This window comes from Micromonospora matsumotoense, assembly GCF_900091525.1.
GTDB lineage: Bacteria > Actinomycetota > Actinomycetes > Mycobacteriales > Micromonosporaceae > Micromonospora > Micromonospora matsumotoensis.
Genome location: NZ_FMCU01000025.1, coordinates 23,959 through 49,777, shown reverse-complemented (window position 1 = coordinate 49,777; position 25,819 = coordinate 23,959). Strand labels below are relative to the sequence as shown.

Here is a 25,819-nt window from a genome sequence, read left to right as displayed (position 1 = left end):
CGACCCACTCACCGGCTGCTGCCTTCGCCGCCGAACACGGCATCGCGCCCGACCGAGCCGATGGCGGTCGCGTGCGGCCCGATCGCGTTCTGCCCCTGGACCCGGATGTCGCCGGTCCGGATGCCCGTCCCGGCCGCGCCGGCCCGGCCCCCGGTGTCCGGCTCGGCAGGCGGCGGCCCGCCGGTGGGAGCCGAGGTCTGGTCCGGTGGTGACCAGGACGACATGTCCTCGTCGATCACGCAGAGCCAGGCCGGCTCCCGGAACTCCTTCTCCGGATGCTCGACCTCGATCCGGCGGAACCGTTCCGGTCGCAGTTCCTCCGGATACTCGCGGACCACGTCGCGGTACATCTCCGTCGAGACGACCAGCGCGACACCCGCCTCGGGAAAAGCGGCCAACGCCTGTCGCACCGGCGCGGCGTCGCAGAGCCGGCAGACGTGCACGACGGCATGGCCGGGGAAGCCGTTCGCCCCGTCCAGGTGCACCAATCCCTGGTGCACGGCCACCCGCAACCGGACCTGTCCCGCTGCGGTCCGGCTGCTGTTGAACGCGCGTAGCTGCCGGTTCAGCTCCGGCACGAACCGGCCGATGACCCGCGACTCCGACACGTCACGGGGCAGGATCGCCAACTCACCGTCGCCGGCCTGCTGGGTGCTCCAGGCGACCCGGTCCAGGCCCACGTCGGCCGCCGCCGCGCGCAGCAGGGTGTGGAAGTTCTGCTGTGCCTCGTACTGCTGAAGGTTGCTGCGCCGGCTGTACCGCTCCATGTCCACGGAGATCAGCAGCCGTCGTTCGGGATGTCGCATCGGGCAGACCCTTCGTCGCCAGCCCGCTCGGCGAGCGGGCACCACCGCGCACATCGAAACCGCCCCGGCGGTCGCAGACCCCTCAGAAGTACGGCATCGCCGGGACTGTCGGCATCCGGTCATCCCACCATGGACAGATGTCGTGCTAGACGACGCCGGGTCTGCTGGGAGCATGTGGACGAACCTGACCGAACTGCTCCTGGCGCTCGGGCTGTCCCCCGCCGCGATCCTCACCCTGGTGGTCGTCGAGACCCTCGCGGTCCGCAGCGGGGCGGTGCGACGCGTGTCGACACGGATACGCTTCGACACCTCTCATCCGCTGAGGAGGGTGCTGATGCTGATGCGGCAACCACACGTCCGGTCCGACGGCGACTGGCCGTACGGGACCTTTCTGCAACGGCTCGACGATCCCGTACGGGCCGCGTTGCTGGCGTCCGGGGTCCGGCGGCAGGTGCAGGCCGGGCAGATCCTCATCCACGAGGGTCACCGGGAGGCCCACCTGGTGCTGCTGGAGGACGGTCTGACGAAGGTCACCGCGTCCCTGCCCGACGGACGGACCGCCCTGTTGGCGTTGCGGGTCGGCGGTGACCTGGTGGGCGAGATGTCGGCGCTCAACGACCGACCCCGGTCGGCGACGGTGACCACCTGCGGCCCGACCACCTACAGCGTCATCCAGCCCGAGCAGTTCAAGACCTTCCTGCGGGACCACCCGAACGCCGCCCTCGAACTGGCCGCCATGGTCTCCGACCGGCTGCGCTGGTCCAACCGCCGACGGATCGACTTCTCCTCGTACCCGGTGAAGATCCGGGTGGCCCGGGTGGTGGCGGATCTGTGCCGCTCCCACGGCCGGCAGGAGCGCGACGCGGTGGTCATCGACGTCCGGCTCACCCAGCCGGAACTCGCCACCATCTGCGGGGCGGCCGAGACCTCGATCCAGAAGGCGCTGCGGGAACTGCGCACCGAAGGGCTGGTGGAGACCGACTACCGGCGGATCACGGTGCGGGACCTGGCCACCCTGCACCGGTGCGGGCAGATCGCGGACGACGCGTGACGGCCCCGACCCGGTGACCGGGTCGGGGCCGTCGACGGGCCGGTACGGCTACGCGCCGCGCAGCGTCGCCCCGAACCGCTGGGCGGCCACGGCGACGGCGGCGTCCCGGGCGGCCACCGCCTCCTCCACCGTCAGGGTCCGGTCCGGGGCCCGGAAGGTGAGCTTGTACGCCAGCGACCGGCGACCCGCGCCGAGCGCCTCCGAGGCGTACACGTCGAAGAGGCGGACGTGCTCCAACAGCGCACCGGCCCCCTCGACCAGCGCGGCCCGGACATCGGCCGCCGGCACCGACTCGTCCAGCACCAACGCCACGTCGATCAACGCCGGGGGGAACCCGGACACGGCCGGCGCGGACACCACCGGCGCGGCCGGCAGGGCGTCCAGGTCCAACTCCATGGCGCTGGTGCGGCGGGGCAGCTCCAGCGCCGCCAGCACCGTCGGGTGCAGCTCACCGGCGTGGCCGACCACCACCCCGTCGACCACCAGCGCGGCACAGCGACCGGGGTGCCAGGGGGCGTGTTCGGCGGCCCGTACCTCGATCCGGTCGGCCGGCAGGTCGGCGGCGGCGAGCACCGCCCGGCCGGCCTCCACGGCGTCGGCCCAACCGGCGGCCCGGCCCGCGCCCCACCAGCCGGCCGGCTCCACGTCACCGGTGAGCACCACCGCGACGTGCCGGGGCTGGGCCGGCACCACCGCGTCGGCGGCGGCGAACTCGGCGTCGGTGGGACGTCGGTCCACCCCCATGACCGGCGGCGCGCCCGCGCCGGGACGTGGGTGGAACACCGTGCCGATCTCATAGAGCGCGAGGTCACGGTGGCCCCGGCCCAGGTTGCGCTTGAGGATGCCGAGCAGCGGGCCGAGCAGCGTGGTGCGCAGCAGCGGCTCCTCCTCCGACAGCGGGTTGGCCAACCGCACCGCCGGCCGACGCGGGTCGTCGGCGGGCAGCCCGAGCTGGTCGGCCAGCTCCGGGGCGACGAACGGCAGGGCCAGCACCTCGACGTACCCACGTTCGGCCAGCGAGCGGGCCACCGCCCGGCGGCGGCGCTGCTGCCAGGTCAGACCCCGGCCGGGCGGCGCGGTGGGCAGCACCGACGGCACCCGGTCGTACCCGTCGAGGCGGACCACCTCCTCGACCAGGTCGGCCGGGTCGGTGAGGTCGGGTCGCCAGGTCGGCGGGGTGACGGTGAGCACGTCGCCGACACCGGCGGCCGTCCCGACCGTCCCCGGGTCCGCACCCAGCTGGTCGCTGCCCCGGATCACCGTGCAGCCCACCTGCTCCAGCAGGTCGACCACCCGCTGCGGGGAGTAGGCCACCCCGACCCGACGCGACGGCAGGTCGGCCGGGAGGACGACCGGACGCATCGGCCGGACGTGGTCGAGGTCGAGGACCTCCGCGCCGGTCTCGCCACCGCCGTGCGCGGTGAGCAGCTCGACGGCACGCTGGAGGGCCACCAGCGGCAGGGCCGGATCGACCCCCCGCTCCCACCGCTTGGCCGCCTCGCTGAACAGCTTGTGCCGGCGGGCGGTGCGGCCCACCATCACCGGGTCCCAGTGGGCGGCCTCCAACAGCACATTGGTGGTGCCGCCGACCACCTCGCTGGTCTCGCCGCCCATCACCGCGGCCAGCGAGATCGGGCCGGTGTCGTCGCAGATCACCATGTCCTCGGCGGTGAGCGCGCGGACCACACCGTCCAGGGTGGTCACCTTCTCGCCCGCCTCGGCCCGGCGCACCACCAGCGGGCCGGTGATCCGGTCGGCGTCGAAGGCGTGCATCGGCTGGCCCAGTTCGAGCATCACGTAGTTGGTGATGTCGACCGCCAGCGAGATGCTGCGGATGCCGGCCACGGTCAGCCGCTGCCGCATCCAGCCGGGCGTGGCCGCCGTCGGGTCGACGCCCCGGACCATCCGGGCGGTGAACCGGTCGCAGCCGACGGTGTCGCGCAGCTGCACCGGGTACGCCGGCTCGGCCGTCCCGGCCGACGCGGGCTGCCGACCCGGGTCGCGGAAGGACAACCCCAGGGCGTACGCCAACTCCCGGGCGATGCCGCGCACGCTCAGCGCGTACCCCCGGTCGGGGGTGATCTCCAGCTCGACCACGACGTCGTCGAGGCCCACCACCGGCCGGGCGTCGTCGCCGGGTCGGGCGGCGGTGTCCGGCGGCAGCACGATGATGCCGGAGTGGTCGTCACCCAGGCCCAGCTCCTGCGCGGAGCAGATCATGCCGGCCGAGGTGCGCCCGTACGTCTTGCGCGCGCCGATGGCGAAGTTCCCGGGCAGCACCCCGCCGGGCAGGATCACCACCACCCGGTCGCCGGGGGCGAAGTTGCGCGCCCCGCAGACGATCTCCTGCGGCTCGCCGGTGCCGTTGGCGGCGCCGACGTCGACCAGGCAGTGCCGGATCGGCTTCTTGAAACCGGTCAGCTCCTCGATCTCGCGGACCTCACCGACGACCAGCGGACCGGTGACCGTCCGGCGCAGGTCCACCACGGACTCGACCTCGATGCCGAGGTCCACCAGGGCCTGTTCCAGATCCTCGGTGGGCAGGTCGACGGGGAGATCGACGTACTCCCGCAGCCAACTGACAGAAACTCGCATGACTCAGACCACCGTCTCCGTGACTCGTACCCGCATCGCCCTACGCCCCGGCCCCGAACGCGCGGGTGAACCGCACGTCGCCCTCGGCCATGTCCCGCATGTCGCTGACCCCGTGCCGGAACATCACCGTCCGGTCGATGCCCATGCCGAACGCGAACCCGGAGTAGACCTCCGGATCGATGCCGCAGGCCCGCAGCACCCTCGGGTTGACCATGCCGCAGCCGCCCCACTCGACCCAGCGCGGGCCGTCGCGGTGCTCGGGGAACCACACGTCGAACTCCCCCGACGGCTCGGTGAACGGGAAGTAGTGCGGCCGCCAGCGGGTCTTCGCCCCCGCGCCGAACATGGCCCGCGCGAAGTGGTCCAGAGTGCCGCGCAGGTGCGCCATCGTGATGCCCCGGTCCACCACCAGGCCCTCGACCTGGTGGAAGACGGGCGCATGGGTGGCGTCCAGCTCGTCGGTGCGGTAGACCCGGCCGGGCACCACCACGTAGATGGGGGGCTTGCGGGTGAGCATGGTGCGCGCCTGCACGGGCGAGGTGTGGGTGCGCAGCACCAGGCCGGAGGTCTCCGCGCCGGCCGGTGGTGCGATGTGGAAGGTGTCCATCAACCCGCGCGCCGGATGGTCGGCGGGGATGTTCAACGCGTCGAAGTTGGTCCACTCCAACTCGACCTCGGGGCCCTCGGCCACCTCGTAGCCCATCCCGACGAACAGGTCGCTGATCTGCTCCATCAGGGTCGACAGCGGGTGCCGTGCGCCCCGGGGCCGCCGGTCGTACGGCAGGGTCACGTCGACCCGCTCCTCGACCAGCACCCGGGCGGCCTGCTCCCGGTCGAGCACCTCGGCGCGGGCGGCGTACGCGGCGTCGATCGCCCGGCGGGCCTCGTTGACCCGCTTGCCGGAGTCGGATTTCGCGGCCGGCGGCAGCGCGCCGATCTCCCGGCGGGCCAGCGACACCGGGGACCGGTCGCCGAGGTGCGCGGGGCGCAGCGCGGTCAGCGCGTCGGGGTCGGCGGCGGCGGCGAACGCCTGCTCGGCGGTGGCCACCGCCTCGGCCAGGGCGGCCGGGTCGAGCAGGGCGACCTGCTTCGGGTCGTACGGATCGTTGCGGTAGCTCATGGCGTACGGGCACTCCCTCACGGCGGCGCCGGCCCTCCCGGGCGGCTAGGCGAGTCTACGGACGCGCGGCTTCGCCGCAGCCCGCCGGTGGGAGTTGCGCGCGGGGAAAGGGTCAGGCCCGCCGCCCGCCGACACCGGCGGGCTGGCTAAACGAACGCCGTGGCGCGTTCCTCACGTGACCGACTCCCCTGCTGGGTGTGCGCCTGACCGGGGTCAGCGCAGTGCTCGGGCTGAAGCGTACAGGCAGACGGCGGCAGCCGCAGCCAGGTTCAGGCTCTCGGCCCGCCCGTGCAGCGGCACCCGGACCCGGGCGTCGGCGACCGCGGTCAACTCCTCGGGCAGGCCGTGCGCCTCGGCCCCGAACAGCCAGGCGGTGGGGGCGGCGAGCCGGCCGTGGTCGACGAGGTCGTCGAGGTCGCTGTCGCCGTACCCGGTGGTGGCGAGAATCGTGAGCCCGGCGGCGCGGAGCCCGGCGACCGCCGCGCCGGGGTCGGCGGCGCGGACCACGTCGACGTGGAAGAGGCTGCCGGCGGAGGCCCGCACGCACTTGCCGTTGTAGGGGTCGACGGTGTCACCGGCGAAGACCACCACGCCCGCGCCGGCCGCGTCGGCGGTGCGCAGCACGGTGCCGGCGTTGCCCGGGTCACGGATGCCGGCGAGCACCGCGACCAGGCGCGGTCCGCGCGCCAGGGCGGTCCGCAACGGCACGTCGAGGTGCCGGCAGACGGCGACCAGCCCCTGCGGGGCGACGGTCTCGGTCAACGCGGCCAGGGCCTCGTCGGTGATCTCGGAGACCGGCAGGTCGGCGCGGGCGGCGCGGGCCGCCAGGTCGGCGTGCCGGTCCAGGGCGGTCGGGGTGCCGAAGAGTTCCACCACCGTGTCGGTGCGGTCGAGGGCCTCGCGGACCGCCTGCGGGCCCTCGGCGAGGAACCGGCCGGCCGTGTCGCGGTCCCGACGCCGGTGCAGCCGGCGGGCGGCGACCACCCTGGGGGTACGCGGGGTGAACGGGCCGGTGACGGCGTCGAGGCGTCTCCCGTGCGCTGGTGACTGCATGGGAGACGCCTCGATCTGCTGCCGGGACGGGTCAGGCGGCCTGGGCCGCGGCGCCACCGGTGCCCTCGGCCGTCACGGCGGCCCGGGCCAGCTCGACGATCGCGGCGAACGCCGCGGCGTCGTGGACGGCCAGGTCGGCCAGGATCTTGCGGTCGACCTCGATGCCGGCCAGGCGCAGGCCCTGGATGAGCCGGTTGTAGGTCATGCCGTTGGCCCGGGCGCCAGCGTTGATGCGCTGGATCCAGAGCTGCCGGAAGTCGCCCTTGCGGTCGCGACGGTCCCGGTAGGCGTACTGCATCGAGTGCAGCACCTGCTCCTTGGCCTTGCGGTACAGCCGGGAGCGCTGACCGCGGTAACCGCTCGCGGACTCCAGCAGGGTACGACGCTTCTTCTGGGCGTTCACAGCCCGCTTGACGCGTGCCATCTCAACTCCTTGTTAGGTAAAGGTGGCGCGCGTCAGCGGCCGAGCAGCTTCTTGATGCGCTTGACGTCGGCCTTGGCCAGCTCGACCGTGCCGGTCAGCCGCCGGGTCTGGGTGGACGGCTTCTTCTCCAGGTTGTGGCGAAGGCCGGCCTGCTGGGCAACGATCTTGCCCTTGCCGGTCACCTTGACCCGCTTGCCCATACCCGTGTGGCTCTTCATCTTCGGCATGTGGAACGTCTTCTCCCTGTTACTGGCCGCTGGTGTCAGCGGTCGGGCCGGTCTCGCCGGCTGCTGCGGTCTCGCCGACCACCGGGGTCTCGCCGTCTGCCGACGGCGCGGACTCGTCCCCGGTCCGGTCCCGGGGACCGGTGCGGGACGCCGTGGCGGCGACCGCGGAGGCCTTGACGGCCCGGTGCGGAGCGAGGACCATGATCATGTTTCGACCGTCCTGCTTCGGAGCGGCCTCGACGTATCCCAGGTCCGTGATCTCGGACTCGAGCCGGCGCAGGAGCCGGTAACCCAGCTCCGGGCGGCTCTGCTCGCGACCGCGGAACATGATCGTCACCTTGACCTTGTCACCCGCCTTGAGGAACCGCACCACGTGACCCTTCTTGGTCTCGTAGTCGTGCGGGTCGATCTTCGGCCGGAGCTTCATCTCCTTGATGACGGTCTGCTGCTGGTTACGCCGCGCTTCGCGCGCCTTGAGTGCGCTCTCGTACTTGAACTTGCCGAAGTCCATGAGCTTGCACACCGGCGGGCGCGCCATCGGCGCAACCTCGACCAGGTCCAGGTCGACGTCCGCGGCCAGCTGCAGGGCGCGCTCCAGCGGGACGATGCCCACCTGCTCACCCTCAGGGCCGACCAGTCGGACCTCACGTGCCCGGATCTGCTCGTTCACGCGTGGTTCGACGCTGATGGGGCCTCCTCGAGTCGAGTCTGCTGTGTGGCCGACTCCGCGCGGCCCCCGGGTGGGGACGACTCGGAAAGCAGAAGGCCCCGGCACATGCCAGGGCCCGCTCGACCGGTCGGCACGATCATATGATCGCGCATCCGGGACCGGGACATGCCCGGAACCGGTGACCGGACCCGGCCACCGACTGGGGCAACTCGGGTGGGAGCAGGCGCTCCGCTTCGGGACCGCCGGGCCGCCAAAGGCGGAGGCAGTCTGGTCGACTCGGCAACACTACACCCCGGCCCCAGCCATCCCCAAACCGGGCCCGCAGGTCAGTGGGGGTGGGAAACCCTCAGCCCGGGGTCGATGCGCCACCGAGGCGGGCCAGATGGGCCTGGTGCAGCCGGCGCAGCGCCCGCACCCCGTCGACCGCGATCTCCTTGTCGGCCGCCTGGAGGGCCACCATCGGCAGCAGGTCGTCGTCGTGCAGCTCCAGGCTGGCCCACGGCGCACCCCGGTCGAAGCGCACCCCCCGGACCACCTCCCAGGGCAGCTCGTACGCGCCGATCACGTTGCGCACCCGGACCCCCCGGGCGTCCGCCTCGACCCGGGGCCGGGTGAACAGCAGGAGGCCGAGCGCGCCGAGCACCCCGAGACCGACCATGGCGAACTGGTCACCGCGCTGGAAGGTGCCGTAGCCCTCGCCGGTCGCCCCGGTCAGCGACGTCGCCACCAGGCTCAACACCACCAGCAGGGCGACCGCCGAGGCCCAGCAGACGACCCGGATGCGGCGCGGTTTGAGGCGGATCAACTCGGTGTCGCTCACCGGTCCAGTCTGCCACCCGCCGCAGCCCACCCCCGCGCCGCCACCCGACCGACCTGGGCGGGGCCGTGCCGGGGGACGTTCGCCACCGGGCCGACGGGGCGGTGTCAGCGTGGTGTCGACACCGCCCCGTCGGCCCGGTTGAGTGGATCATGGCGCGGCGACCGGACGGGCCGGGCGGTGGCGGAGCGCGGGCAGTGGCCGGATCAGAGCCGACAGGCGTGGATGTTGGTGACCAGGATGGCGCGGGCACCCAACTCGTACAGCTCGTCCATGATCCGGTGCACGTCGTCGCGGAGCACCATCGCCTGCACGGCGACCCAGCCCTCCCGGTGCAGCGGGGAGACCGTCGGCGACTCGATGCCCGGGGTGAGCGCGCTGGCCCGGTCGAGCAGACCGGCCGGCACGTCGTAGGCGAGCATCACGTAGCGGCGGGCCACCAGCACCCCGTGCAGCCGGCGCAGCAACTGCTCCGCCTGCGGGTGCCCCGGCGCACCGGCCCGCCGCACCAGCACCGCCGAGGAGCGCAGCAGCGGGTCCCCGAAGACCACCAGCCCGGCCTGGCGCAACGTCGCGCCGGTCTCCACCACGTCGGCGACGACGTCGGCGACCCCGAGCCGGATGGCGTTCTCCACCGCGCCGTCGAGCCGGATCACGTCGGCCTTGACCCCCAGGTCGGCGAGGTACCGCTCGACCAGCCCCGGGTACGCGGTGGCGATCCGGTGCCCGCCCAGCTCCTGGACGTCGCCGACGTCCTCCGGGCGGGCGGCGAAGCGGAAGGTGGCCCGGCCGAACGCCAGGTCGACCACCTCCTCGGCGGGGGCGCCCGAGTCGATCAGCAGGTCCCGGCCGGTGATCCCGACGTCCAGGTCACCCGAGCCGACGTAGGTGGCGATGTCCTTGGGCCGCAGGTAGAAGAACTCGATGTCGTTGGCCTCGTCCGGGCAGACCAGGTCCTTGGGGTCGGTGCGCTGGCGGTAGCCCGCCTCGCGCAGCATCTGGGCGGCCTTCTCGGCCAGGGCGCCCTTGTTGGGTACGGCGACACGCAACATGACGGAGTGCTCCTTCGATCGGATCAGATCAACGACGCGGGCGCACTCACAGATGTCGGTAGACGTCCTCCAACTCCAGACCGCTGGCCAGCATCAGCACCTGCACCTGGTACAGCAGTTGGGAGATCTCCTCGGCGGTACGCTCCGGTCCCTCGTGCTCGGCGGCCATCCACGACTCGGCCGCCTCCTCGACGACCTTCTTGCCGACGAAGTGCACCCCCTTGGCCAGGGCGTCGACCGTGCCCGAGCCCGGCGTGCCGGCGGCGGCCTTGGCCTGGAGCTCGGCGAACAACTCCTCGAACGTCTTCACGGGACCGGATTCTTCCAGCCACCCACCGACGCCGTGCGCTCCGGGGTCCGGGCGAGTCGCGCTGCCCACCGCCGGGTTCCCGCAGGCTGGGACACGCCCGGCCGCCCGGCGGCACGACACCCCAGCCGGGGCCACCGGACGGTACGCCGGCAACGGGCCGGACACGTTTGGACATCGATCTCTCATCTACCTGATGGGACACCCTTCGAGGGATCGGCGCTCTTCTCTATCCTGGCGGCCATGGTCAGCAGCAGCTCACGTACCCGCGCCGCCGCCACCGCCGCCGTTCTCCTCGTCGCCGTGGCCGGATGCGCACCCCAGGAAGTCACCCCCACCCCCGACGCCGTCCCCACGGCGGCCACCTGCGCCAAGGACAGCCTGAAGACCCGGACGCCGGGCAAGCTCACCGTCGCCACCGACGAGCCCGCGTACGAGCCGTGGTTCAAGGGCAACAAGCCGGACAGCGGCGAGGGCTTCGAGGCCGCCGTCGCGTACGCGGTGGCCGGGAAGCTCGGGTACACCCCAGGGGACGTCACCTGGACCCGGGTCAAGTTCGACACCGCCATCGCCCCCGGCCCGAAGACCTTCGACTTCGACATCAACCAGTTCTCCATCACCGAGGAACGCAAGCAGGCGGCCGACTTCTCCGCCCCGTACTACCTGGTGCGGCAGACGGTCATCGCGCTCAAGTCGTCGAAGATCGCCGGGAAGAAGTCGGTGGCGGACCTCAAGAACGCCAAGCTCGGCGCCCAGGTGGGCACCACCAGTTACCAGGCGATCACCGCGCTGATCCAGCCGACGGTGAAGCCGCAGGTCTACAACAGCAACGACGACGCCAAGAAGGCCCTGCAGAACGGTCAGCTCGACGGCCTGGTGGTCGACCTGCCGACCGCGTTCTACATCACCGGGTCGGAACTCCCCGAGGCCACCATCGTCGGCCAACTGCCGCAGGTGGGTGCCCCGGAGGCGTTCGGGCTGCTGCTGGACAAGGACTCCCCGCTCACCCTCTGCGTCAGCAAGACGGTCGGCGAGCTCTCCGGGGACGGCACGCTCAAGCAGCTGGAGCAGAAGTGGCTCACCCAGGTGGCGGGGGCGACCGAACTCCAGTGACCCGGGCACCAGCACCCCACCACGACAGCCCGGCCGCGCTCCGGCAGCGCACCCCCTCGGCGGCCCAGCGGCGGCGGGCCGCGTACCGGCGTCGGCAGACGACCCGCAGCGTGCTGGTCGCCGCCGCCTCCACGGCGGCGCTCGGCACGCTGCTGGTCGTCGCGGTCACCGGCGCACCCGGCTGGGACCGGGTCCGCCGGTCGTTCCTGGACCCGGAGATCGCCCGGGACGCCCTGCCGGAGGTGCTCGCCGGGCTGTGGCTCAACGTCCGGCTGCTGGTCTGCTGCGCCGTCGGGGCGCTGCTGCTCGGCCTGCTGATCGCGCTGCTGCGCACCCTGCGGGGCCCGGTCTTCTTCCCGGTCCGCGCGCTCGCGGCGGGCTACACGTACACCTTCCGGGGCCTGCCGCTGATCATCGTGCTGTACGTGCTGACCCTCGGCGTGCCCGGCCTGCGGTTGCAGGGCATGCCCCCGGTGCTGGTGCTCGGCGGGCTGGCGCTGGTGCTCACCTACGGCGGTTACCTGGCGGAGGTGTTCCGGGCCGGTATCGAGTCGATCCATCCGAGCCAGCTCGCGGCGGCCCGCTCGCTGGGGCTGACCTACCGGCAGACCATGCGGCACGTGGTGCTGCCGCAGGCCGTCCGGCGGGTCGCGCCGCCGCTGCTCAACGACGTGGTGGCGTTGCAGAAGGACGTCGGCCTGGTCTCCCTGGCCGGCCCGATCGACGCGGTCCGGGCCGCCCAGATCGCCACCGCGCAGACCTTCAACTACACCCCGTACATCCTGGCCGGGGTGCTGTTCGTGCTGCTCGCCATTCCGCTGATCGCGGTCACCGACTGGGTGACACTGCGCTCGGCCCGACGCCAGAGCGGAAGCTGAGAGATGACGGTGCCGACCCGTCGGAGGTCGAGATGGCCGTGCTGACCTGCCGGGGGCTGCGCAAGGAGTTCGCCGGCCAGGTGGTGCTCGACGGGCTCGACTTGACCGTCGAGGAACACCGGGTGGTCGCCCTGATCGGCGCGTCCGGGTCGGGCAAGTCGACCCTGCTGCGCTGCGTCAACCTGCTGGAGGAGCTGGACGACGGGACCATCACGCTGGACGGCGAGGAGATCTCCGACCCCCGCGTCGACCCCGACCGGGTCCGCCGCCGCATCGGCATGGTCTTCCAGTCGTACAACCTGTTTCCGCACCTGAGCGTGCTGGACAACGTCACCCTCGCCCCGCGCCGGGTGCACCGGCGGGAGCGGGCCGAGGCCGAGGCGCAGGCCCGGGACCTACTCGACCGGGTGGGGTTGGGCGCAAAGGCGGACGCCTACCCGGACCGGCTCTCCGGCGGCCAGCAGCAGCGGGTGGCGATCGTCCGGGCGCTGGCCAACTCGCCCCGGCTGATGCTGCTGGACGAGGTCACTTCGGCACTCGACCCGGAGCTGGTCGGGGAGGTGCTGGCGATGATCCGGGACCTGAAGGCGGACGGGATGACCATGGTGCTGGCCACCCACGAGATGGGCTTCGCCCGGGAGGTCGCCGACCAGGTCTGTTTCCTCGACGCCGGTCGGGTGGTCGAGGCCGGGCCGCCCGCCCAGGTGCTGGGCGAGCCGACCCAGCCGCGTACCCGCCAGTTCCTCAAGCGGATCATCGACGCCGGCCGTTTGTAGGGCCCGCCTCAGACCGCAGCGCAAGATCGACTCCGGTGGGGCGAGTTGCGGTGTCCACGTCCACCGGACACCGCAACATTGCCTCGACAGGCGCGCCCCCAGCCCACGAGCCCGGCCGGATCGGGGGCGGCCGGGTCGGGGGCGGTCAGCCGGCGAAGCCGACGCGGTGGCCGTTGGCGGTGGTGACGTCGCGGACCGCCAGCGCGGCGTCCAGCGCGGCCACCGTCGCCGACCAGCCCTTGTCCTCGGCCGAGCCGGGCAGCCCGGCCCGGTCGCGGGCCTGGTCGAGGGTCTCCACGGTCAGCACCCCGTGCGCCACCGGCTTGCCCTCGTCCAGGGCGACCCGGGTCAGCCCGTCGGTCACCGACCGGCAGACGTAGTCGAAGTGGGCGGTCGCGCCCCGCACCACCACGCCCAGCGCCACCACCACGTCGCAACGCCGCGCCAGGGCCTGCGCCACCACCGGCAGCTCCACCGAGCCGGCCACCCGGGCCGTCACGACCCGCGCCCCGCACGCCTGCGCGGCGGCCACCGCCCGGTCGAGCATGTGGTCGGTCAGCTCGCCGTGCCAGCGCGCCGCCACCACCCCGACGGTCAGCCCGGCGGCGTCCACCGGGGTCACTCCGGGTTCACCGAAACCCGCCATGGTCATGCTCCGATCTCGTCGCCGGGGACGGGACGACCCATCGGGGCCTCCGTCACCTCGTCCAGCTCGTCCAACAGGTGGCCCATCCGGTCCCGCTTGGTCCGCAGGTAGCGCACGTTCTCCGGGTGCGGCCGGACCGGCAGCCCCTCCCGGCCGGTGATGGTCAGCCCGTACCCCTCCAGGCCGGCGCGCTTGGCCGGGTTGTTGGTGAGCAGCCGCATCGACCGCACACCCAGGTCGTAGAGGATCTGCGCGCCGGTGCCGTAGTCCCGGGCGTCGGCGGGCAACCCCAGGTCGAGGTTCGCGTCCACGGTGTCGCGGCCCTGGTCCTGGAGCTGGTACGCCTGGAGCTTGTGCAGCAGCCCGATGCCGCGCCCCTCGTGCCCGCGCACGTAGAGGACCACCCCCCGCCCCTCCCGGGCGACCCGGGCCAGCGACGCCTGCAGCTGCGGCCCGCAGTCACAGCGCAACGAGCCGAAGACATCCCCGGTGAGGCACTCGGAGTGCACCCGGACCAGCACGTCGTCGCCCTCGCCCAGCTCGCCGAAGACCAGCGCGACGTGTTCGGCCGGGTCGTGTTCGGCCCGGTAGCCCAGCGCCCGGAACACCCCGTACGGGGTGGGCATCCGGGCCTCGGCGACCTGCTCCACCTGCTTCTCGTGCCGCCGCCGGTAGGCGACCAGGTCGGCGATGGTGACCAGGGTGAGCGCGTGCTCGACGCAGAACTTCTCCAGATCCGGCAGGCGCATCATGGTGCCGTCGTCGTTGACCAGCTCGCAGAGCACCCCGGCGGGCCGCAGTCCCGCCAGCCGGGTCAGGTCGACCGCCGCCTCGGTGTGCCCGGGTCGACGCAGCACCCCGCCCTCGCGGGCCCGCAGCGGCACCACGTGACCGGGACGGGCCAGGTCCGTCGGGTCGGTGCCGGGGTCGGCGAGCAGCCTGATGGTGTGCGCCCGGTCCGCGGCGGAGATGCCGGTGCTGACCCCCTCCCGGGCGTCCACGGTCACCGTGTACGCGGTGCCGCGCCGGTCCTGGTTGGTGTGGTGCATCGGCGGCAGGTCCAGCCGGTCGCACTCCGACTCGGTCAGCGGGACGCAGACGTAACCAGAGGTAAAGCGGACCATGAAGGCGAGCAGCTCCGGGGTGGCCAGCTCGGCGGCGAAGATAAGGTCGCCCTCGTTCTCCCGGTGCTCGTCGTCGACCACCACGACGGGCCGGCCGGCGGCGATGTCCGCCACCGCCTCCTCGATGCGGGCAAAGGTGACCGCGCGCGTGCTCATGCCACGACCTCCGAGTAGGTGGGCGGGATCGGTGCGGACGCCGGGCGGGTGGCCCGCGAGCTGCGCCACCAGGCGGCGAAGCCCCAGACGCAGAGGGCGCCGTAGACCAGGTACATGGCCGCCGAGGGATAGAAACCACCCCGCAGCAGCAGCGGTACGCCGACCGCGTCCACGGCGATCCAGACCAGCCAGAACTCCACCCACCCCCGGGCCATGCCGTAGGTGGCCAGCAGGCTGCCGGTGAGGATCCAGGCGTCCGGCAACGGCCCCCACGAGCCGAGCGCGGCGAGCAGCGGATAGCCGAGCGCGGTGCCGACGACGGCGGCGACCAGCAGGCCCAGCCGTTCCCGGCCGGTGGCCCAGCGGGGGCTGACCGCCGCGCCGGCCCCGCCGTGGCGGCGGTTGCGCGACCACCGCCACCAGCCGTAGACGCTGACCGCGAAGAAGAAGACCTGCCGGCCGGCCTGGCCGTAGAGGTCGTGCGCCTGCGGGGTGGCGAACACCCCGCCGAGGAAGACGGTGAACAGCAACCCGTTGCCGATCATGCCGACCGGCCAGGCCCAGACCAGTCGGCGCAGCCCGAGCAGCGCCGAGACCAGCCCGAAGCCGTTGCCGACGATCTCCCGGACCAGCACCGGGGAACCGACGACCTGCACCTGGGCGTCGAGCAGCCAACCTATCGGGCCGGTCACCGCGCACCCCCGCCGACCGGCGGAACCACCGGGCCACCGGCGCCCCCGGCCACCACCGGGCCACCGGCGCCCCCGGCCACCACCGGGCCACCGGCGCCCCCGGCCACCACCGGGCCACCGGCGTTCTCGGCCACCAGGCCGTGGGGGGCGGCGGGTGGCGGCGGGCCGCCACCGGCCAGCCGGGCGTCGAGGAGGCGTTCGACGTACTTGGCCAGCACGTCCACCTCCAGGTTGACCGGGGCGCCGACGCCCCGGGCGCCGAGCGTGGTGAGGCCGAGGGTGGTGGGGATCAACCCGACGGTGAACCAGTCGTCGCCCACCGCCGCCACGGTCAACGACACCCCGTCGACGGTGATCGAACCCTTCTCCACCACGTACCGGGCCAGGGTGGTGGGGAGCCGGAACCGCAGCGTCTCCCACTGCGCGGCCGGCTCCCGGGAGAGCACCTCGCCGACCCCGTCGACGTGGCCCTGCACCAGGTGCCCGCCGAGCCGGCTGTTCAGCGCGGCGGCCCGCTCCAGGTTGACCGGGTCGCCGGGGCGCAACCCGCCGAGCGCCGAGCGGCGCAGGGTCTCCCCCATCACGTCGGCGGTGAACACCCCGCCGTCGACCTCGACCACGGTCAGACAGACCCCGTTGACCGCGATGGAGTCGCCGTGCCGGGCGTCCGAGGTGACCAGCGGGCCGCGGATCGCGACCAGCGCCGAGTCACCCCCGGTGTCGGCGATCCGGACGACCTCGCCCAACTCCTCGACGATGCCGGTGAACATCTCAGGCCTCCCTCTTCCGGGGCAGCGCGGTGATCCGCAGGTCGGACCCGACCCGGGTAACGTCGGTGAGTTCCAGATCGATGGCGTCGGCGATGGTCGTCACACCGGCGTCGATCAATGCGGTGGGGCCGCCCCCGAGCAGCTTCGGCGCGACATAGCCGACGACCCGGTCGACCAGCCCGGCGGCGAGGAACGCCCCGGCCAGCCGGGGGCCGCCCTCCAGCAGCGCGGCGCGTACCCCCCGGTGGTGCAGTTCGGCCAGCAGGGCCGGCAGGTCGACCCGGCCGTCCGGGCCGGCGCCGACCTCCGCGACGGTGGCGATCCAGGTCCGGGCGGCGCCGTCGCGGACCCGGGCGTCGGCCGGGGTACGCCCCGCGCTGTCCACCACCACCCGCAGCGGCTGCCGGATGGCCAGGGTGCCGTCGCGCAGGTTGCGGGCGGTGAGCCGGGGGTCGTCGGTGAGCACGGTGCCCACCCCGGCGATGACCGCGTCCACCGTGCCGCGCAGCGCGTGCACGTCCATCCGGGCGGCCTCGGAGGTGATCCACATGCTGCTGCCGTCGACCGCCGCCGACCGCCCGTCGAGGGTGGCGGCGTACTTCCAGATCAGGTACGGCCAGCCCCGCCGCATCGAGGTCAGCCAGGCGACGTTGCCGGCCTCGGCCTCGTCGGCGCGTACCCCGAACTCCACCCGCACCCCGGCGGCGCGCAGGGTGGCGGCACCGCCCGAGGCGACCGGGTTGGGGTCGGGCACGGCGACGACGACCCGGGCGATCCCGGCGCGGATCAGCGCGTGACTGCACGGGCCGGTGCGACCGGTGTGGTCGCAGGGCTCCAGGGTGACCACGGCGGTGCCGCCCCGGGCCCGCTCGCCGGCCTGGGCGAGCGCGACGATCTCGGCGTGCGGCCCACCGGTGTAGGCGTGGAAGCCCTCCCCGACGACGGTGCCGTCGGGGTCGAGCAGCACGCACCCGACCACCGGGTTGGGGCTGGTGGTGCCGAGGCCCCGGGCGCCCAGCTCGATGGCACGACGCATCGCCTCGTCCACGGAGACGCCGCCCATGCCCTGCCCTCTCCCTCGCCGGTCCGTGCGCGGGCGGTACGGGAGGAGCGGGCAGGCGGCGGCGGAACCGGGAACGGCAGGGCCGCCCCCGGGGAGCCCACGCGCAGCCGGATGACGCCCGCGCAGGGCCGCCCCGCCCGCGCGCTGTCTCCCATCCGGACTGTCGGGGGTGCGGACGAACCGCTCCCCCACCGTCGGCCCCGGATTCTCACCAGGTCCACCGGGCGGCAGAGCCGTCCGGGTCGCGGGCTTACCACGTTGACCGTGGATCACCGCCGGTTCGGAATTTCACCGAGCCCCGCCAGCGCGTGGTGGGTACATGCGAAGTCTTACACGTTCCCCCGGGAGGTCCGCCACCTCCAGCGTGCTACTTCACACCCCGTCGGCGCGTCGGCGGTCCACCGCGACGTATGACCCCGGTTGGCTCTTGGCGACCGTTTTCATCTCGCTGGCCACGGCGATCGCGTCCAGGGGGTCGGTGAAGCGCTTCCGGGCGTCCGAGAGCGAGACGCCGATCGACAGCGTGACCAGGGCTGCCCGCCGGATGTTGCCCCGGCGGTCCTTCAGCTCGACGAAGCCGCGCTCCCGGTCGGTCGGGTCGTAGAGGGTGTCGGCGGACTTCTCGAAGTCGACCACCGACCGGGAGGTCAGCGGCCGGATCTGCTCGGGGGCGCAGACGATCACGAAGTCGTCGCCGCCGACGTGGCCGAGGAAGGCCGGCGGCAGCCCGATCGCCACCACCGCCCGGTGCAGGCTGCGGGCCAGCGCGGAGATGAACTCGTCGCCCCGGACGAAGCCGTACCGGTCGTTGACGCTCTTGAACCGGTCGATGTCGATGTAACCGACGGCGTAGTCGACGCCGCTGCGTACCCGGTCGCTGATCTCCCGGCGGATGCGGCTGTTGCCGGGCAGGCCGGTCAGCGGGGAGACCTCGCGGAATTCCTTGTTGCGGCGCAGCGTGGAGCTGACCCGGGCCACCAACTCGGCGGTGTCGAACGGCTTGACCAGGTAGTCGTCGGCACCGGCGCTGAGCCCGTGCACCTTGTCCACGGTCATTCCCTTGGCGGTCAGCATGATCACCGGCAGCGCCGAGGTGATCGGGTTGGCCCGCAGCCGGCGGGTCAGCTCCAGGCCGTCGATGCGCGGCATCATCAGGTCCACCACGGCCAGGTCCGGCCGGTGCTGCTCGATCATGTCGAGGGCCTCCTGGCCGTCACCGGCGTGCAGCACCTCGAAGCCGTGCAGCCGCAGGTTGAACTCGACGAAGCGGGCGATGTCCTCGTCGTCGTCGACGACCAGGATCACGTCGGGACGGTCACCTGCCGGTTCCACCTCAGGCGCCGGAGGCCGCGCGCTCCGCGAGCCCACGCAGACGGCGGACCGCCTCGGCCGGGTCGGCCGCCCCGTACACGGCGGTGCCGGCGACGAAGGCGTCCGCGCCGGCCGCCGAGGCCTGCTCGATGGTGTCGGCGGCGATCCCGCCGTCGACCTCGATCCGCAACTCCAGATGGCCGCTGTCGACGTGCCGCCGGGCCGCCCGCACCTTGTCCAGCAGTTGCGGGATGAACCGCTGCCCGCCGAACCCGGCCTTGATCGTCATGATCAGCAGGGTGTCGAAGCTGGGCAGCAGGTCGAGGTACGGCTCGATCGGGGTGTCCCGGTCGATCGCCAACCCGGCCTTCGCGCCGGCCGAGCGGAGATCCTTGGCCAGGGCGACCGGGTCGTCACACGCCTCCGCGTGGAACGTGACGTTGTACGCGCCGGCATCGGCGTACCCGGGTGCCCACCGCCGCGGGTCGGTGATCATGAGATGCACGTCGAACGGGAGCCGGGTCACCGCCCGCAGGCTCTGTACCACCGGCAGGCCGATGGTCAGGTTGGGGACGAAGTGGTTGTCCATCACGTCGACGTGCAGCCAGTCCGCAGCGCCCTCGACGGCGCGGACTTCATCGGCGAGGCGGGCGAAATCGGCGGCGAGGATGCTGGGCGCGATGATCGACGGCGGTACGGTCACAGGGCAAGTGTACGAACGCGGCCACCCGCTGCGGACAGCGCGGCACCATGTGCGACGTCCTGTGATCCAGGCGTGACCCATGGTGCAACATCAGCTCCCCTCGGCGGGAGTGGGGGACGAAGAGCCAGTGCCGACTGGCCGAACGGCTCCGAAACCGCAACACTCCATCAAGGATGGTCACGTATGCTGCTCGCCCGGCGGCGGGCAACGCCACGCGGGCGCAGCGACGGACCGTCATTCCCCGGGAAGGGCGAACGATGCGACGGTGGCTCGTAGCGCTGGCGCTGGCCGGCACGGTGACGGTGGCGCTCAGCGGCTGCGTACCGCAGCACAATGCCGACGGTGACCTGCTCGACGACTGGCCGGTGCTGCCGGTGGCCCAGTCGTTCGTGCCCGCCACCGACGCCTGCCTGCCCCGGATAACCCCCGTGGTGCAGGCCGGCACCTACGAGACGGTGGACTGTGCGCGCAGCCACCTGGCCGAAGCCATCCACGTCGGCACCTTCACCGGCGCGGTGGTCCGGGGTGAACGGCCCGAGCCCGGGTCCGCCGCGCTGCGCCCCGCCCGCACCGAGTGCGACCAACGGGCCCGGGACGTGCTCGGCGGTGACTGGCACTCGGCCCGGCTCACCATGAACATCGCGCTGCCGTCCAACTCGGCCTGGAACAGCGGTGCCCGCTGGTTCCGTTGCGACCTCAGCGAGACCGACAGCATCGACAACACCCGGCCGGTCAACCGCATCGGCAGCCTGCGGGGGGCGATGGTCGGTGACAATCCACTCAGCCACCGCTGCTTCGATCCCAAGCTGATCGGCAACAACCTCAACTACATGGCGCCGGTGCTCTGCTCCGAGCCGCACCGCGCCGAGTTCGTCGGCGTCTATCTGGAACGCAGCGACCTGAGCTGGGCCGACTTCAGTCGCGCCAACCAGCGGGTGCACCGGCGGTGCATGGCGCTGATCGCCGGGTTCGCCGAGGTGCCCAACAACAGCGACCTGCCGTACCGGGCCGGGTCGATCTTCTATCCACCGTCGCAGCGGGAGTGGGATGAGGGCGACCGGGGGATCCGCTGCTTCCTGTGGAGCGACGACCGGAAGCTGACCCGCTCGATGCGCGGCGCCGGCCCCAAGGGACTACCCGCGATCTGAGCCCCGGTGCCGTAAGCTGCCGCACCGTGACGTCGTCGCGACGGACCGACGCCATGCCGGTGACGAACGGGGGCGGATGCCATGCGACGGTGCGGGACAGCGGTCGCGACGGTCGCCGCGGCGGCGCTGGCGCTGGCGGGCTGCGTCACCCCGGCCGGGGTCGACCGTGACCTGACCGACGAGTGGCCGGCGCTGGCCGTGCCGCAGGTCTTCGTCCCCACCGAGGGCGTCTGCCACACCGGGGTGCAGGACGTCGGTTACCTCAGCGGCGGGAACCCGGTCGACTGTGCCGGCACCCACCACACCGAGACGATGCACGTGGGCATCCTGACCGGGGCACCGGCCGGGCTGACCGCTCCCCCGGCGACCGGCTCACCCGCCGTCCGGGCGGTCCGCGCCGAGTGCGACCGGGAGGTACGCCGGGAGATCGGCGCGGACTGGCGGGCCGGTCGGCTCGGCCTGACCGTCGTCCTGCCCTCGGCGCAGGGCTGGACCGGCGGGGCCCGCTGGTTCCGCTGCGACCTCGGCGAGATCAGCAGCATCGACGAGCCGGGAATCCGCCCCCGCACCGGGAGCCTGCGGGGCGCCCTGGCCGACGACACCGGCCTGGGGCTCGGTTGCTTCAACCCGAAGGTCACCCGGGACGACGTGCGGGCGATGAAGGCGGTCTCCTGCACCGCCCCGCACCACGCGGAGTTCGTCGGCGTGTGGCAGGCCCCCGACGTCAGCTATGCCGAGTTCCGCCGCACCGCCGACCGGACCCACCGGGGCTGCCTCGGCCTGATCGCCCGGCACACCGGAGTGCCGGACAACGGCGACCTGAAGCTCCGGGCCGGCTCGATCTACTACCACCCCGTCGAGCGCGAGTGGCGCAGCGGCAACCACGGGGTCCAGTGCTTCCTCTGGCTCTCCGACCGCACCCTCACCCGCACCCTCAAGAACGCCGGCCCCCACTCCCTCCCCCTCCGCTAACCCCACCCACCCACCCCCGCTCCCCCACGCCCCCGCCGCCCCACCCACCCAAGCGGGTTGATCAAGAGGTTTGCGTCATCCGCCAGCGCGATCCTGACGTAAACCTCTTGATCACCGAGGTCGGGCGGGGGTGGGCGGGGGGAGGGAGAAGAGCAGGGGGTTAGTCGCGGCGGAGGACGGCCAGGAACATGGCGTCGGTGCCGTGGCGGTGCGGCCAGAGTTGGACGGTGGGCCCGTCGCCCAGGCCGGGCATGCCGGGCGGGAGCAGGGTGCGGGCGTCGACGAAGTCCGCCGCCACACCGGCACGGCGGGCGGCCTCGGTGACCGTCACGTGCGTCTCCACGGTGTGCGGGGAACAGGTCACATAGGCGACCAGACCACCCGGGCGGGTCGCCCGCAGCGCGGCGGCGAGCAGTTCCCGCTGCAACCGGGTCAACGGTGGCAGGTCCGACGGCTGCCGCCGCCAGCGCGACTCGGGGCGGCGACGCAGCGAACCCAGCCCGGTGCACGGGGCGTCGACCAGCACCCGGTCGAAGTGCCCCTCCGGCAGGTTCGGGTCCGCCCCGACGGTACGGCCGTCGGTGTGCAGCACGTTCACCGGCAGACCCCGGGTGGCCTGCTCGACCAGCCGGGCGCGGTGCTCGGAGACCTCGACCGCGGTCACCCGGGCACCCCGTTGCGCGGCGAGCGCGCCGAGCAGGCCGGCCTTGCCGCCGGGACCGGCGCACAGGTCCAGCCAGCGGCCGTCGGGGCCGTCGAGGGGGGCCGTCGCCAGCGCGTTCGCCACCAACTGGGAGCCCTCGTCCTGCACGTGCGCCCGACCGTCGGTCAGCGCCGGCAGGTCACCGGGGGCACCACCGGACAGATAGACCGCATACGGGGAGAACGCGCCCGGGGCGCCGCCGACCTCGTCGGCCAACTCCACCGCGTCGGCCCGGCCGGGACGGACGCACAGGTGCACCGGCGGGCGCTCGTTGTCCTCGATCAGCAGCCGGGTGACCTCGCCCAGGTCACCGCCGAGGGCGTCGGCGAAGGCCCGCACGATCCACTGCGGGTGGCTGTAGGTCACGGCCAGGTGGCCGATCGGGTCGGCCGCCGGGGACGGGGCGAGCTTGGTCACCCAGGCGTCGAGGTCCTGGCCGGCCACCTCGCGCAGCACCGCATTGGCGAACCCGGTGGCGCCCTCCCCCACCGTGCGGACCAGGTCGACCGTGGACGACACGGCCGCGTGCGCCGGCACCCGGGTGTGCAGCAGTTGGTAGGCCCCGAGCCGCAGCGCGTCGCGCACCGGCGGGTCGATCCGCTCCACGTCCCGGCCGGCCGCGGCGGTGAGGATCGTGTCCAGGGTCCCGAGCTGACGCAGCGTGCCATAGGTCAGCTCGGTGGCGAAGGCGGCATCCCGCCCGGTCAGCCCCTGCTCGCGCAGGATCGCCGGCAGCACCAGATTGGCGTACGCGTCGTCGCGGTGCACCGCCGCGACCGCCTGGTACGCCGCGTAGCGGGGCAGGTCCACCGCCGGGCGGACCGGCCGGCCGGGTCGCCCGCCCCACCGGTCGGCGCCACCCCGGTCACCCCACCCGCCGGTGCGGGCGGTGCGGTCCCCCCGGAAGCCGCCGGCCGACCGCTCGGGCCGCCGGTCGTCGCCGCGCTGCTCGCGCCGCGCGCCGTCGACGGGACGCTCGGGTCGGTGCGTCGGCCCGGTCACGCGAACTCCTCCCCGGCACCGACCCGTACGCCACGCGCCCAGTCGGTCGCCGGCATGGCCCGCTTGCCCGCCGCGCGTACCTCACCGAGTTGCACGGGCACGGTCGCCGTGCCGGCCCACACGCGGGATTTCTCCACCAGCAGTTCTCCAGGTTTCAGATCGGGGCCGTTGCCGACCGGTGTCACCGTGCCGAGCTTGACCCGGTCGCCCCGGAAGGTCGTCCACGGGCCGGGTGCCGGGGTGCACGCGCGGACCCGCCGGTCCACCGCGAAGGCGGGGTCGGTCCAGCGCACCCGGGCGTCGTCCACGGTCAGCTTCGGGGCCAGCGAGACCCCGTCGGCGGGCTGCGGCTCGGCCCGCGCGGTGCCCGCCTCGATCGCGTCCAGGACGGCCACCAGCAGCCCCGCACCGGAGTGGGCGAGCCGCTCCAGCAGGTCGCCGGAGGTGTCGGTGGGGCGGACCTCGTCGGTGAGCGTGCCGTAGACCGGGCCGGTGTCCAGCCCCTGCTCCAACTGGAAGACGCTGGCCCCGGTCAGCTCGTCGCCATGCAGCACCGCGTGCTGCACGGGCGCCGCGCCACGCCACGCGGGCAGCAGCGAGAAGTGCAGGTTGATCCAGCCGAACCGGGGGATCTCCAGCGCCGTCGGGGGCACCAGCGCGCCGTACGCGACGACCGGCACGCAGTCGGGTGCCAGCGCGCCGAGCCGGTCGAGGAACTCGGGCTCCCGGGGCCGGGCCGGGGTGAGCACCTCGACGCCGTGCTCGTCGGCCCAGGCGCCGACGGGCGAGCGGAGCACACCCCGGCCCCGGCCGGCGGGCGCGTCGGGGCGGGTCACCACGGCCACCAGGTCGTGCCCGGAGGCGTGCACCGCGGCCAGGGCGGGGACGGCGACGGCCGGGGTACCGGCGAAGATCAGACGCATCGGCGGGTCACCGACCCAGACCGAAGGGGCCGCCGGCGGCGTGCGGGCTGACCTTGACCGTGGGCGGGGCGGCGGCGTCGTACCAGTCGGCCTGGCGGATCGCCTTCATCGCCTCCTTGCGGCCGGCCGGGTCCAACCGGTCGAGGAAGAGCACCCCGTCGAGGTGGTCGGTCTCGTGCTGGACACAGCGCGCCATCAGCCCGGTGCCGACGATCTGCATCGGGTCGCCGTAGCCGTTGAAGCCCTTGGCGATCACGTTCTGCCGGCGCTTGGTGTCGAAGTAGAGCCCGGGAATCGACAGACAGCCCTCCGGGCCGTCCTGCTCCTCGGTGTCGGGGAACTCCAGCACCGGGTTGACCAGGTGGCCGAGCACGTCGTCCACCTCGAAGGTGAAGGCCCGCAGGCTCACCCCGAGCTGGGGCGCGGCCAGCCCGGCGCCGCCACGGTCGCGCATCGTGTCGGTGAGGTCGGCGATGAGCTTACGTAGCTCGACGTCGAAGTCGACGACCGGATCGGCCGGCGTGCGCAGCACCGGGTCCCCGAACAGACGGATGGGCTGGACGGTCACGCGGGGTGGCTCCTTCGTTGGACGGCGTGGTGCCGTACCAGTCTACGGAGTGCCGAGGGGGTGCCGGCCGGCGTACCGCGACGGGTCGGGATCGGGCCGTGACGCCGGCTCAGGCGCTGGTGCCCGGTTCGCCGGCGAGCACGGCGTCCCCGCCGAGCAGGGCGTGCGCGGGCAGCGGGAGCCGGGTGCCGTGGGCGGCCTCCCAGTCGTGGACCAGGCTCGGGCGGACCTGGCTGGCGAAGTAGTCGACCGCACTCGTCCCGCCGACGACCGGTTCGTCCACCTCGGCGACCAGGTGCGCCGGCACCAGCGGGAAGCCGTTGCGCAGGGCGGCGCTGAGCCGGCGGTGCCCGTCGACCACGAAGAAGTACTCGCCGGTGAAGCCGATCCGCAGCGGTTCGAGGGTCTCGTCGCCGGCTGCCGCCAGGTCTCCGACGAACTCGGACCCGTCGAGCCCGCGCAGGGTGGTGACGTCCTCGGTCGGGTAGACCCGGGCCGGGTCCAGCAGCAGCAGCGGCGGGGCGTCGCGCAGCACGTCGGCACCGAGCCGGCCCTCGTACGCGTCGATGATGTGCGTGATGACCTCCTCGGCGGAGGCCCGGGTGGTGTCGCAGACCAGGTCGTAGTTGCGCAGCCGGGCCTTGTCGACGCCGTAGCGGAGGATGAACCGGTTCCGCTCGCTCTCGCTGCGTTCGCGCAGCTTGGCTTCCGCCTCGTCCAGCGAGGTGTAGCTCTCGGCGGGGCCGGACGGACGCAGCAGCACCCGTCGGGCCGCCTCGGCCGGCTCGGTGATCATGTGCACCTTGAGCGCGTCGGTGAAGAAGTGCCAGGCCAGCCGGGAGTCCATCACCAGCGACTCGCCGGAGGCGGCGATGTTGCGCTGGAGTTGGTCGACGTAGCCGTCGACGGCCTGGTCCAGCTCGGCGTGCAGGTTGAGCTGGAGGGCGGTCATCTGCCGCTCCTGCGCCATCTGCCGGTAGAGATCGCCGACGCTGACTCGGCGCAGGCCCAACCGCTGGGCGATCTCGACGGAGACGGTGCTCTTGCCGCTGCCGAGGTCACCGTTGAAGACGATCGACTGACGAACGGTCACCACTGGTCCACCCCTGCTCACCGGCTGCTTGACTTCATCGATCCGGCGTAGATCCG

Annotated in this window: 27 protein-coding genes and 1 riboswitch; of the genes, 6 read left to right on the top strand and 21 right to left on the bottom strand. The window is 73.2% G+C overall.

The window, feature by feature from the left end; translation table 11 throughout:
* Positions 1–8 precede the first annotated feature (8 nt).
* Positions 9–806: a hypothetical protein gene (locus tag GA0070216_RS30260; protein ID WP_091253235.1), complete on the bottom strand. Its 798-nt coding sequence runs from the start codon at positions 804–806 to the stop codon at positions 9–11.
* Between the two features lie 172 nt (positions 807–978).
* Here GA0070216_RS30260 and GA0070216_RS30255 point away from each other — a divergent pair, with 172 nt between their 5' ends.
* Positions 979–1,857 (top strand): Crp/Fnr family transcriptional regulator, encoded by an 879-nt coding sequence (locus GA0070216_RS30255; protein WP_245722835.1) that lies wholly within the window; start codon positions 979–981, stop codon positions 1,855–1,857.
* A 48-nt stretch (positions 1,858–1,905) separates the two neighbouring features.
* Here the strand turns inward: GA0070216_RS30255 and pheT are convergent, their stop codons facing one another.
* The 9 genes from pheT to GA0070216_RS30210 form a co-directional block, all read right to left on the bottom strand.
* A complete protein-coding gene (gene pheT / locus GA0070216_RS30250; RefSeq protein ID WP_091253234.1) occupies positions 1,906–4,452 on the bottom strand; it encodes a phenylalanine--tRNA ligase subunit beta in 2,547 nt (848 codons plus the stop codon).
* A gap of 40 nt (positions 4,453–4,492) precedes the next feature.
* The gene (gene pheS / locus GA0070216_RS30245; protein WP_091253232.1) at positions 4,493–5,572 is read right to left on the bottom strand and encodes a phenylalanine--tRNA ligase subunit alpha; all 1,080 of its coding nucleotides are present in this window, start codon (positions 5,570–5,572) and stop codon (positions 4,493–4,495) included.
* 213 nt (positions 5,573–5,785) lie between these two features.
* Positions 5,786–6,625, bottom strand: coding sequence for a TrmH family RNA methyltransferase (locus GA0070216_RS30240; RefSeq protein WP_091253229.1), 840 nt, complete (start codon positions 6,623–6,625; stop codon positions 5,786–5,788).
* Positions 6,626–6,656: 31 nt separating this feature from the next.
* Positions 6,657–7,049 carry a 50S ribosomal protein L20 gene (rplT, locus tag GA0070216_RS30235; protein ID WP_091253226.1) on the bottom strand — a complete coding sequence of 131 codons (393 nt, stop codon included), beginning with the start codon at positions 7,047–7,049 and terminating at the stop codon, positions 6,657–6,659.
* Between the two features lie 32 nt (positions 7,050–7,081).
* Positions 7,082–7,276 carry a 50S ribosomal protein L35 gene (rpmI, locus tag GA0070216_RS30230; RefSeq protein WP_026267805.1) on the bottom strand — a complete coding sequence of 65 codons (195 nt, stop codon included), beginning with the start codon at positions 7,274–7,276 and terminating at the stop codon, positions 7,082–7,084.
* Positions 7,277–7,295: 19 nt separating this feature from the next.
* Positions 7,296–7,946 (bottom strand): translation initiation factor IF-3, encoded by a 651-nt coding sequence (gene infC / locus GA0070216_RS30225; RefSeq protein WP_091253224.1) that lies wholly within the window; start codon positions 7,944–7,946, stop codon positions 7,296–7,298.
* 346 nt (positions 7,947–8,292) lie between these two features.
* Positions 8,293–8,766, bottom strand: a complete 474-nt coding sequence (locus GA0070216_RS30220) for a PH domain-containing protein (RefSeq protein WP_176739213.1) — start codon at positions 8,764–8,766, stop codon at positions 8,293–8,295.
* A 203-nt stretch (positions 8,767–8,969) separates the two neighbouring features.
* Entirely contained in the window at positions 8,970–9,815 is an 846-nt protein-coding gene (gene hisG, locus GA0070216_RS30215) for an ATP phosphoribosyltransferase (RefSeq protein ID WP_091253222.1), read from the bottom strand.
* Between the two features lie 46 nt (positions 9,816–9,861).
* Positions 9,862–10,125: a phosphoribosyl-ATP diphosphatase gene (locus GA0070216_RS30210; protein ID WP_091253220.1), complete on the bottom strand. Its 264-nt coding sequence runs from the start codon at positions 10,123–10,125 to the stop codon at positions 9,862–9,864.
* Between the two features lie 240 nt (positions 10,126–10,365).
* On the opposite strand from GA0070216_RS30210, the gene GA0070216_RS30205 reads away from it, so the two are divergent.
* Genes GA0070216_RS30205 through GA0070216_RS30195 form a run of 3 tightly spaced genes read left to right on the top strand, consistent with a single transcriptional unit; the run spans position 10,366 to position 12,889 of the window.
* Positions 10,366–11,235, top strand: a complete 870-nt coding sequence (locus GA0070216_RS30205) for an ABC transporter substrate-binding protein (RefSeq protein WP_091253216.1) — start codon at positions 10,366–10,368, stop codon at positions 11,233–11,235.
* Entirely contained in the window at positions 11,232–12,113 is an 882-nt protein-coding gene (locus GA0070216_RS30200) for an amino acid ABC transporter permease (RefSeq protein WP_091253214.1), read from the top strand. The genes GA0070216_RS30205 and GA0070216_RS30200 overlap by 4 nt, the downstream gene beginning before the upstream one ends.
* A 32-nt stretch (positions 12,114–12,145) precedes the next feature.
* Positions 12,146–12,889, top strand: coding sequence for an amino acid ABC transporter ATP-binding protein (locus GA0070216_RS30195; protein WP_091253211.1), 744 nt, complete (start codon positions 12,146–12,148; stop codon positions 12,887–12,889).
* Positions 12,890–13,034: 145 nt separating this feature from the next.
* On the opposite strand, the gene ribH is transcribed toward GA0070216_RS30195, so the two are convergent.
* The 7 genes from ribH to rpe all read right to left on the bottom strand — a co-directional run bounded on the left by ribH (position 13,035) and on the right by rpe (position 19,354).
* Complete coding sequence (ribH, locus tag GA0070216_RS30190; protein WP_091253209.1) at positions 13,035–13,535, bottom strand: 6,7-dimethyl-8-ribityllumazine synthase; 501 nt, start codon at positions 13,533–13,535, stop codon at positions 13,035–13,037.
* Between the two features lie 2 nt (positions 13,536–13,537).
* Positions 13,538–14,815 carry a bifunctional 3,4-dihydroxy-2-butanone-4-phosphate synthase/GTP cyclohydrolase II gene (locus tag GA0070216_RS30185; protein WP_091253207.1) on the bottom strand — a complete coding sequence of 426 codons (1,278 nt, stop codon included), beginning with the start codon at positions 14,813–14,815 and terminating at the stop codon, positions 13,538–13,540.
* Positions 14,812–15,507 (bottom strand): nicotinamide riboside transporter PnuC, encoded by a 696-nt coding sequence (gene pnuC, locus GA0070216_RS30180; RefSeq protein ID WP_091253205.1) that lies wholly within the window; start codon positions 15,505–15,507, stop codon positions 14,812–14,814. The genes GA0070216_RS30185 and pnuC overlap by 4 nt, the downstream gene beginning before the upstream one ends.
* On the bottom strand, positions 15,504–16,277 hold the full coding sequence (locus GA0070216_RS30175; RefSeq protein WP_091253202.1) for a riboflavin synthase: 774 nt from the start codon (positions 16,275–16,277) through the stop codon (positions 15,504–15,506). Before GA0070216_RS30175 ends, pnuC begins: the two co-directional genes overlap by 4 nt.
* Before the next feature lies 1 nt (position 16,278).
* Complete coding sequence (gene ribD / locus GA0070216_RS30170) at positions 16,279–17,340, bottom strand: bifunctional diaminohydroxyphosphoribosylaminopyrimidine deaminase/5-amino-6-(5-phosphoribosylamino)uracil reductase RibD (protein WP_091253200.1); 1,062 nt, start codon at positions 17,338–17,340, stop codon at positions 16,279–16,281.
* 139 nt (positions 17,341–17,479) lie between these two features.
* Positions 17,480–17,650, bottom strand: a riboswitch (FMN riboswitch).
* A 62-nt stretch (positions 17,651–17,712) separates the two neighbouring features.
* Positions 17,713–18,708 (bottom strand): GGDEF domain-containing response regulator, encoded by a 996-nt coding sequence (locus GA0070216_RS30165; protein WP_176739212.1) that lies wholly within the window; start codon positions 18,706–18,708, stop codon positions 17,713–17,715.
* Positions 18,674–19,354: a ribulose-phosphate 3-epimerase gene (gene rpe, locus GA0070216_RS30160; RefSeq protein ID WP_091253196.1), complete on the bottom strand. Its 681-nt coding sequence runs from the start codon at positions 19,352–19,354 to the stop codon at positions 18,674–18,676. Before rpe ends, GA0070216_RS30165 begins: the two co-directional genes overlap by 35 nt.
* Before the next feature lie 257 nt (positions 19,355–19,611).
* Between rpe and GA0070216_RS30155 the strand changes: the two genes are divergently transcribed.
* Complete coding sequence (locus GA0070216_RS30155) at positions 19,612–20,502, top strand: septum formation family protein (protein ID WP_091253194.1); 891 nt, start codon at positions 19,612–19,614, stop codon at positions 20,500–20,502.
* 81 nt (positions 20,503–20,583) lie between these two features.
* Positions 20,584–21,474, top strand: coding sequence for a septum formation family protein (locus GA0070216_RS30150; protein ID WP_091253192.1), 891 nt, complete (start codon positions 20,584–20,586; stop codon positions 21,472–21,474).
* A gap of 160 nt (positions 21,475–21,634) precedes the next feature.
* Here GA0070216_RS30150 and GA0070216_RS30145 read toward each other — a convergent pair whose 3' ends face one another.
* The 4 genes from GA0070216_RS30145 to GA0070216_RS30130 form a co-directional block, all read right to left on the bottom strand.
* Positions 21,635–23,179, bottom strand: coding sequence for an RsmB/NOP family class I SAM-dependent RNA methyltransferase (locus GA0070216_RS30145; RefSeq protein WP_245722834.1), 1,545 nt, complete (start codon positions 23,177–23,179; stop codon positions 21,635–21,637).
* Positions 23,176–24,102, bottom strand: coding sequence for a methionyl-tRNA formyltransferase (gene fmt, locus GA0070216_RS30140; RefSeq protein WP_091253189.1), 927 nt, complete (start codon positions 24,100–24,102; stop codon positions 23,176–23,178). The genes GA0070216_RS30145 and fmt overlap by 4 nt, the downstream gene beginning before the upstream one ends.
* Positions 24,103–24,109: 7 nt before the next feature.
* Positions 24,110–24,670 carry a peptide deformylase gene (def, locus tag GA0070216_RS30135; RefSeq protein ID WP_091253187.1) on the bottom strand — a complete coding sequence of 187 codons (561 nt, stop codon included), beginning with the start codon at positions 24,668–24,670 and terminating at the stop codon, positions 24,110–24,112.
* Positions 24,671–24,779: 109 nt separating this feature from the next.
* Entirely contained in the window at positions 24,780–25,763 is a 984-nt protein-coding gene (locus GA0070216_RS30130; protein ID WP_091253284.1) for an AAA family ATPase, read from the bottom strand.
* Between the last annotated feature and the right edge of the window lie 56 nt (positions 25,764–25,819).

Bases quoted from the DNA above. Each gene is read 5' to 3' on its own strand.
- GA0070216_RS30175 (WP_091253202.1), bottom strand. From the start codon at position 16,277: ATGTTCACCGGCATCGTCGAGGAGTTGGGCGAGGTCGTCCGGATCGCC.
- GA0070216_RS30185 (WP_091253207.1), bottom strand. From the start codon at position 14,815: ATGAGCACGCGCGCGGTCACCTTTGCCCGCATCGAGGAGGCGGTGGCG.
- pheT (WP_091253234.1), bottom strand. From the start codon at position 4,452: ATGCGAGTTTCTGTCAGTTGGCTGCGGGAGTACGTCGATCTCCCCGTC.
- GA0070216_RS30205 (WP_091253216.1), top strand. From the start codon at position 10,366: ATGGTCAGCAGCAGCTCACGTACCCGCGCCGCCGCCACCGCCGCCGTT.
- pheS (WP_091253232.1), bottom strand. From the start codon at position 5,572: ATGAGCTACCGCAACGATCCGTACGACCCGAAGCAGGTCGCCCTGCTC.
- GA0070216_RS30240 (WP_091253229.1), bottom strand. From the start codon at position 6,625: ATGCAGTCACCAGCGCACGGGAGACGCCTCGACGCCGTCACCGGCCCG.
- GA0070216_RS30260 (WP_091253235.1), bottom strand. From the start codon at position 806: ATGCGACATCCCGAACGACGGCTGCTGATCTCCGTGGACATGGAGCGG.
- GA0070216_RS30195 (WP_091253211.1), top strand. From the start codon at position 12,146: ATGGCCGTGCTGACCTGCCGGGGGCTGCGCAAGGAGTTCGCCGGCCAG.
- GA0070216_RS30150 (WP_091253192.1), top strand. From the start codon at position 20,584: ATGCGACGGTGCGGGACAGCGGTCGCGACGGTCGCCGCGGCGGCGCTG.
- rpmI (WP_026267805.1), bottom strand. From the start codon at position 7,276: ATGCCGAAGATGAAGAGCCACACGGGTATGGGCAAGCGGGTCAAGGTG.
- GA0070216_RS30155 (WP_091253194.1), top strand. From the start codon at position 19,612: ATGCGACGGTGGCTCGTAGCGCTGGCGCTGGCCGGCACGGTGACGGTG.
- rplT (WP_091253226.1), bottom strand. From the start codon at position 7,049: ATGGCACGCGTCAAGCGGGCTGTGAACGCCCAGAAGAAGCGTCGTACC.
- hisG (WP_091253222.1), bottom strand. From the start codon at position 9,815: ATGTTGCGTGTCGCCGTACCCAACAAGGGCGCCCTGGCCGAGAAGGCC.
- GA0070216_RS30255 (WP_245722835.1), top strand. From the start codon at position 979: ATGTGGACGAACCTGACCGAACTGCTCCTGGCGCTCGGGCTGTCCCCC.
- fmt (WP_091253189.1), bottom strand. From the start codon at position 24,102: ATGCGTCTGATCTTCGCCGGTACCCCGGCCGTCGCCGTCCCCGCCCTG.
- ribH (WP_091253209.1), bottom strand. From the start codon at position 13,535: ATGGCGGGTTTCGGTGAACCCGGAGTGACCCCGGTGGACGCCGCCGGG.
- ribD (WP_091253200.1), bottom strand. From the start codon at position 17,340: ATGGGCGGCGTCTCCGTGGACGAGGCGATGCGTCGTGCCATCGAGCTG.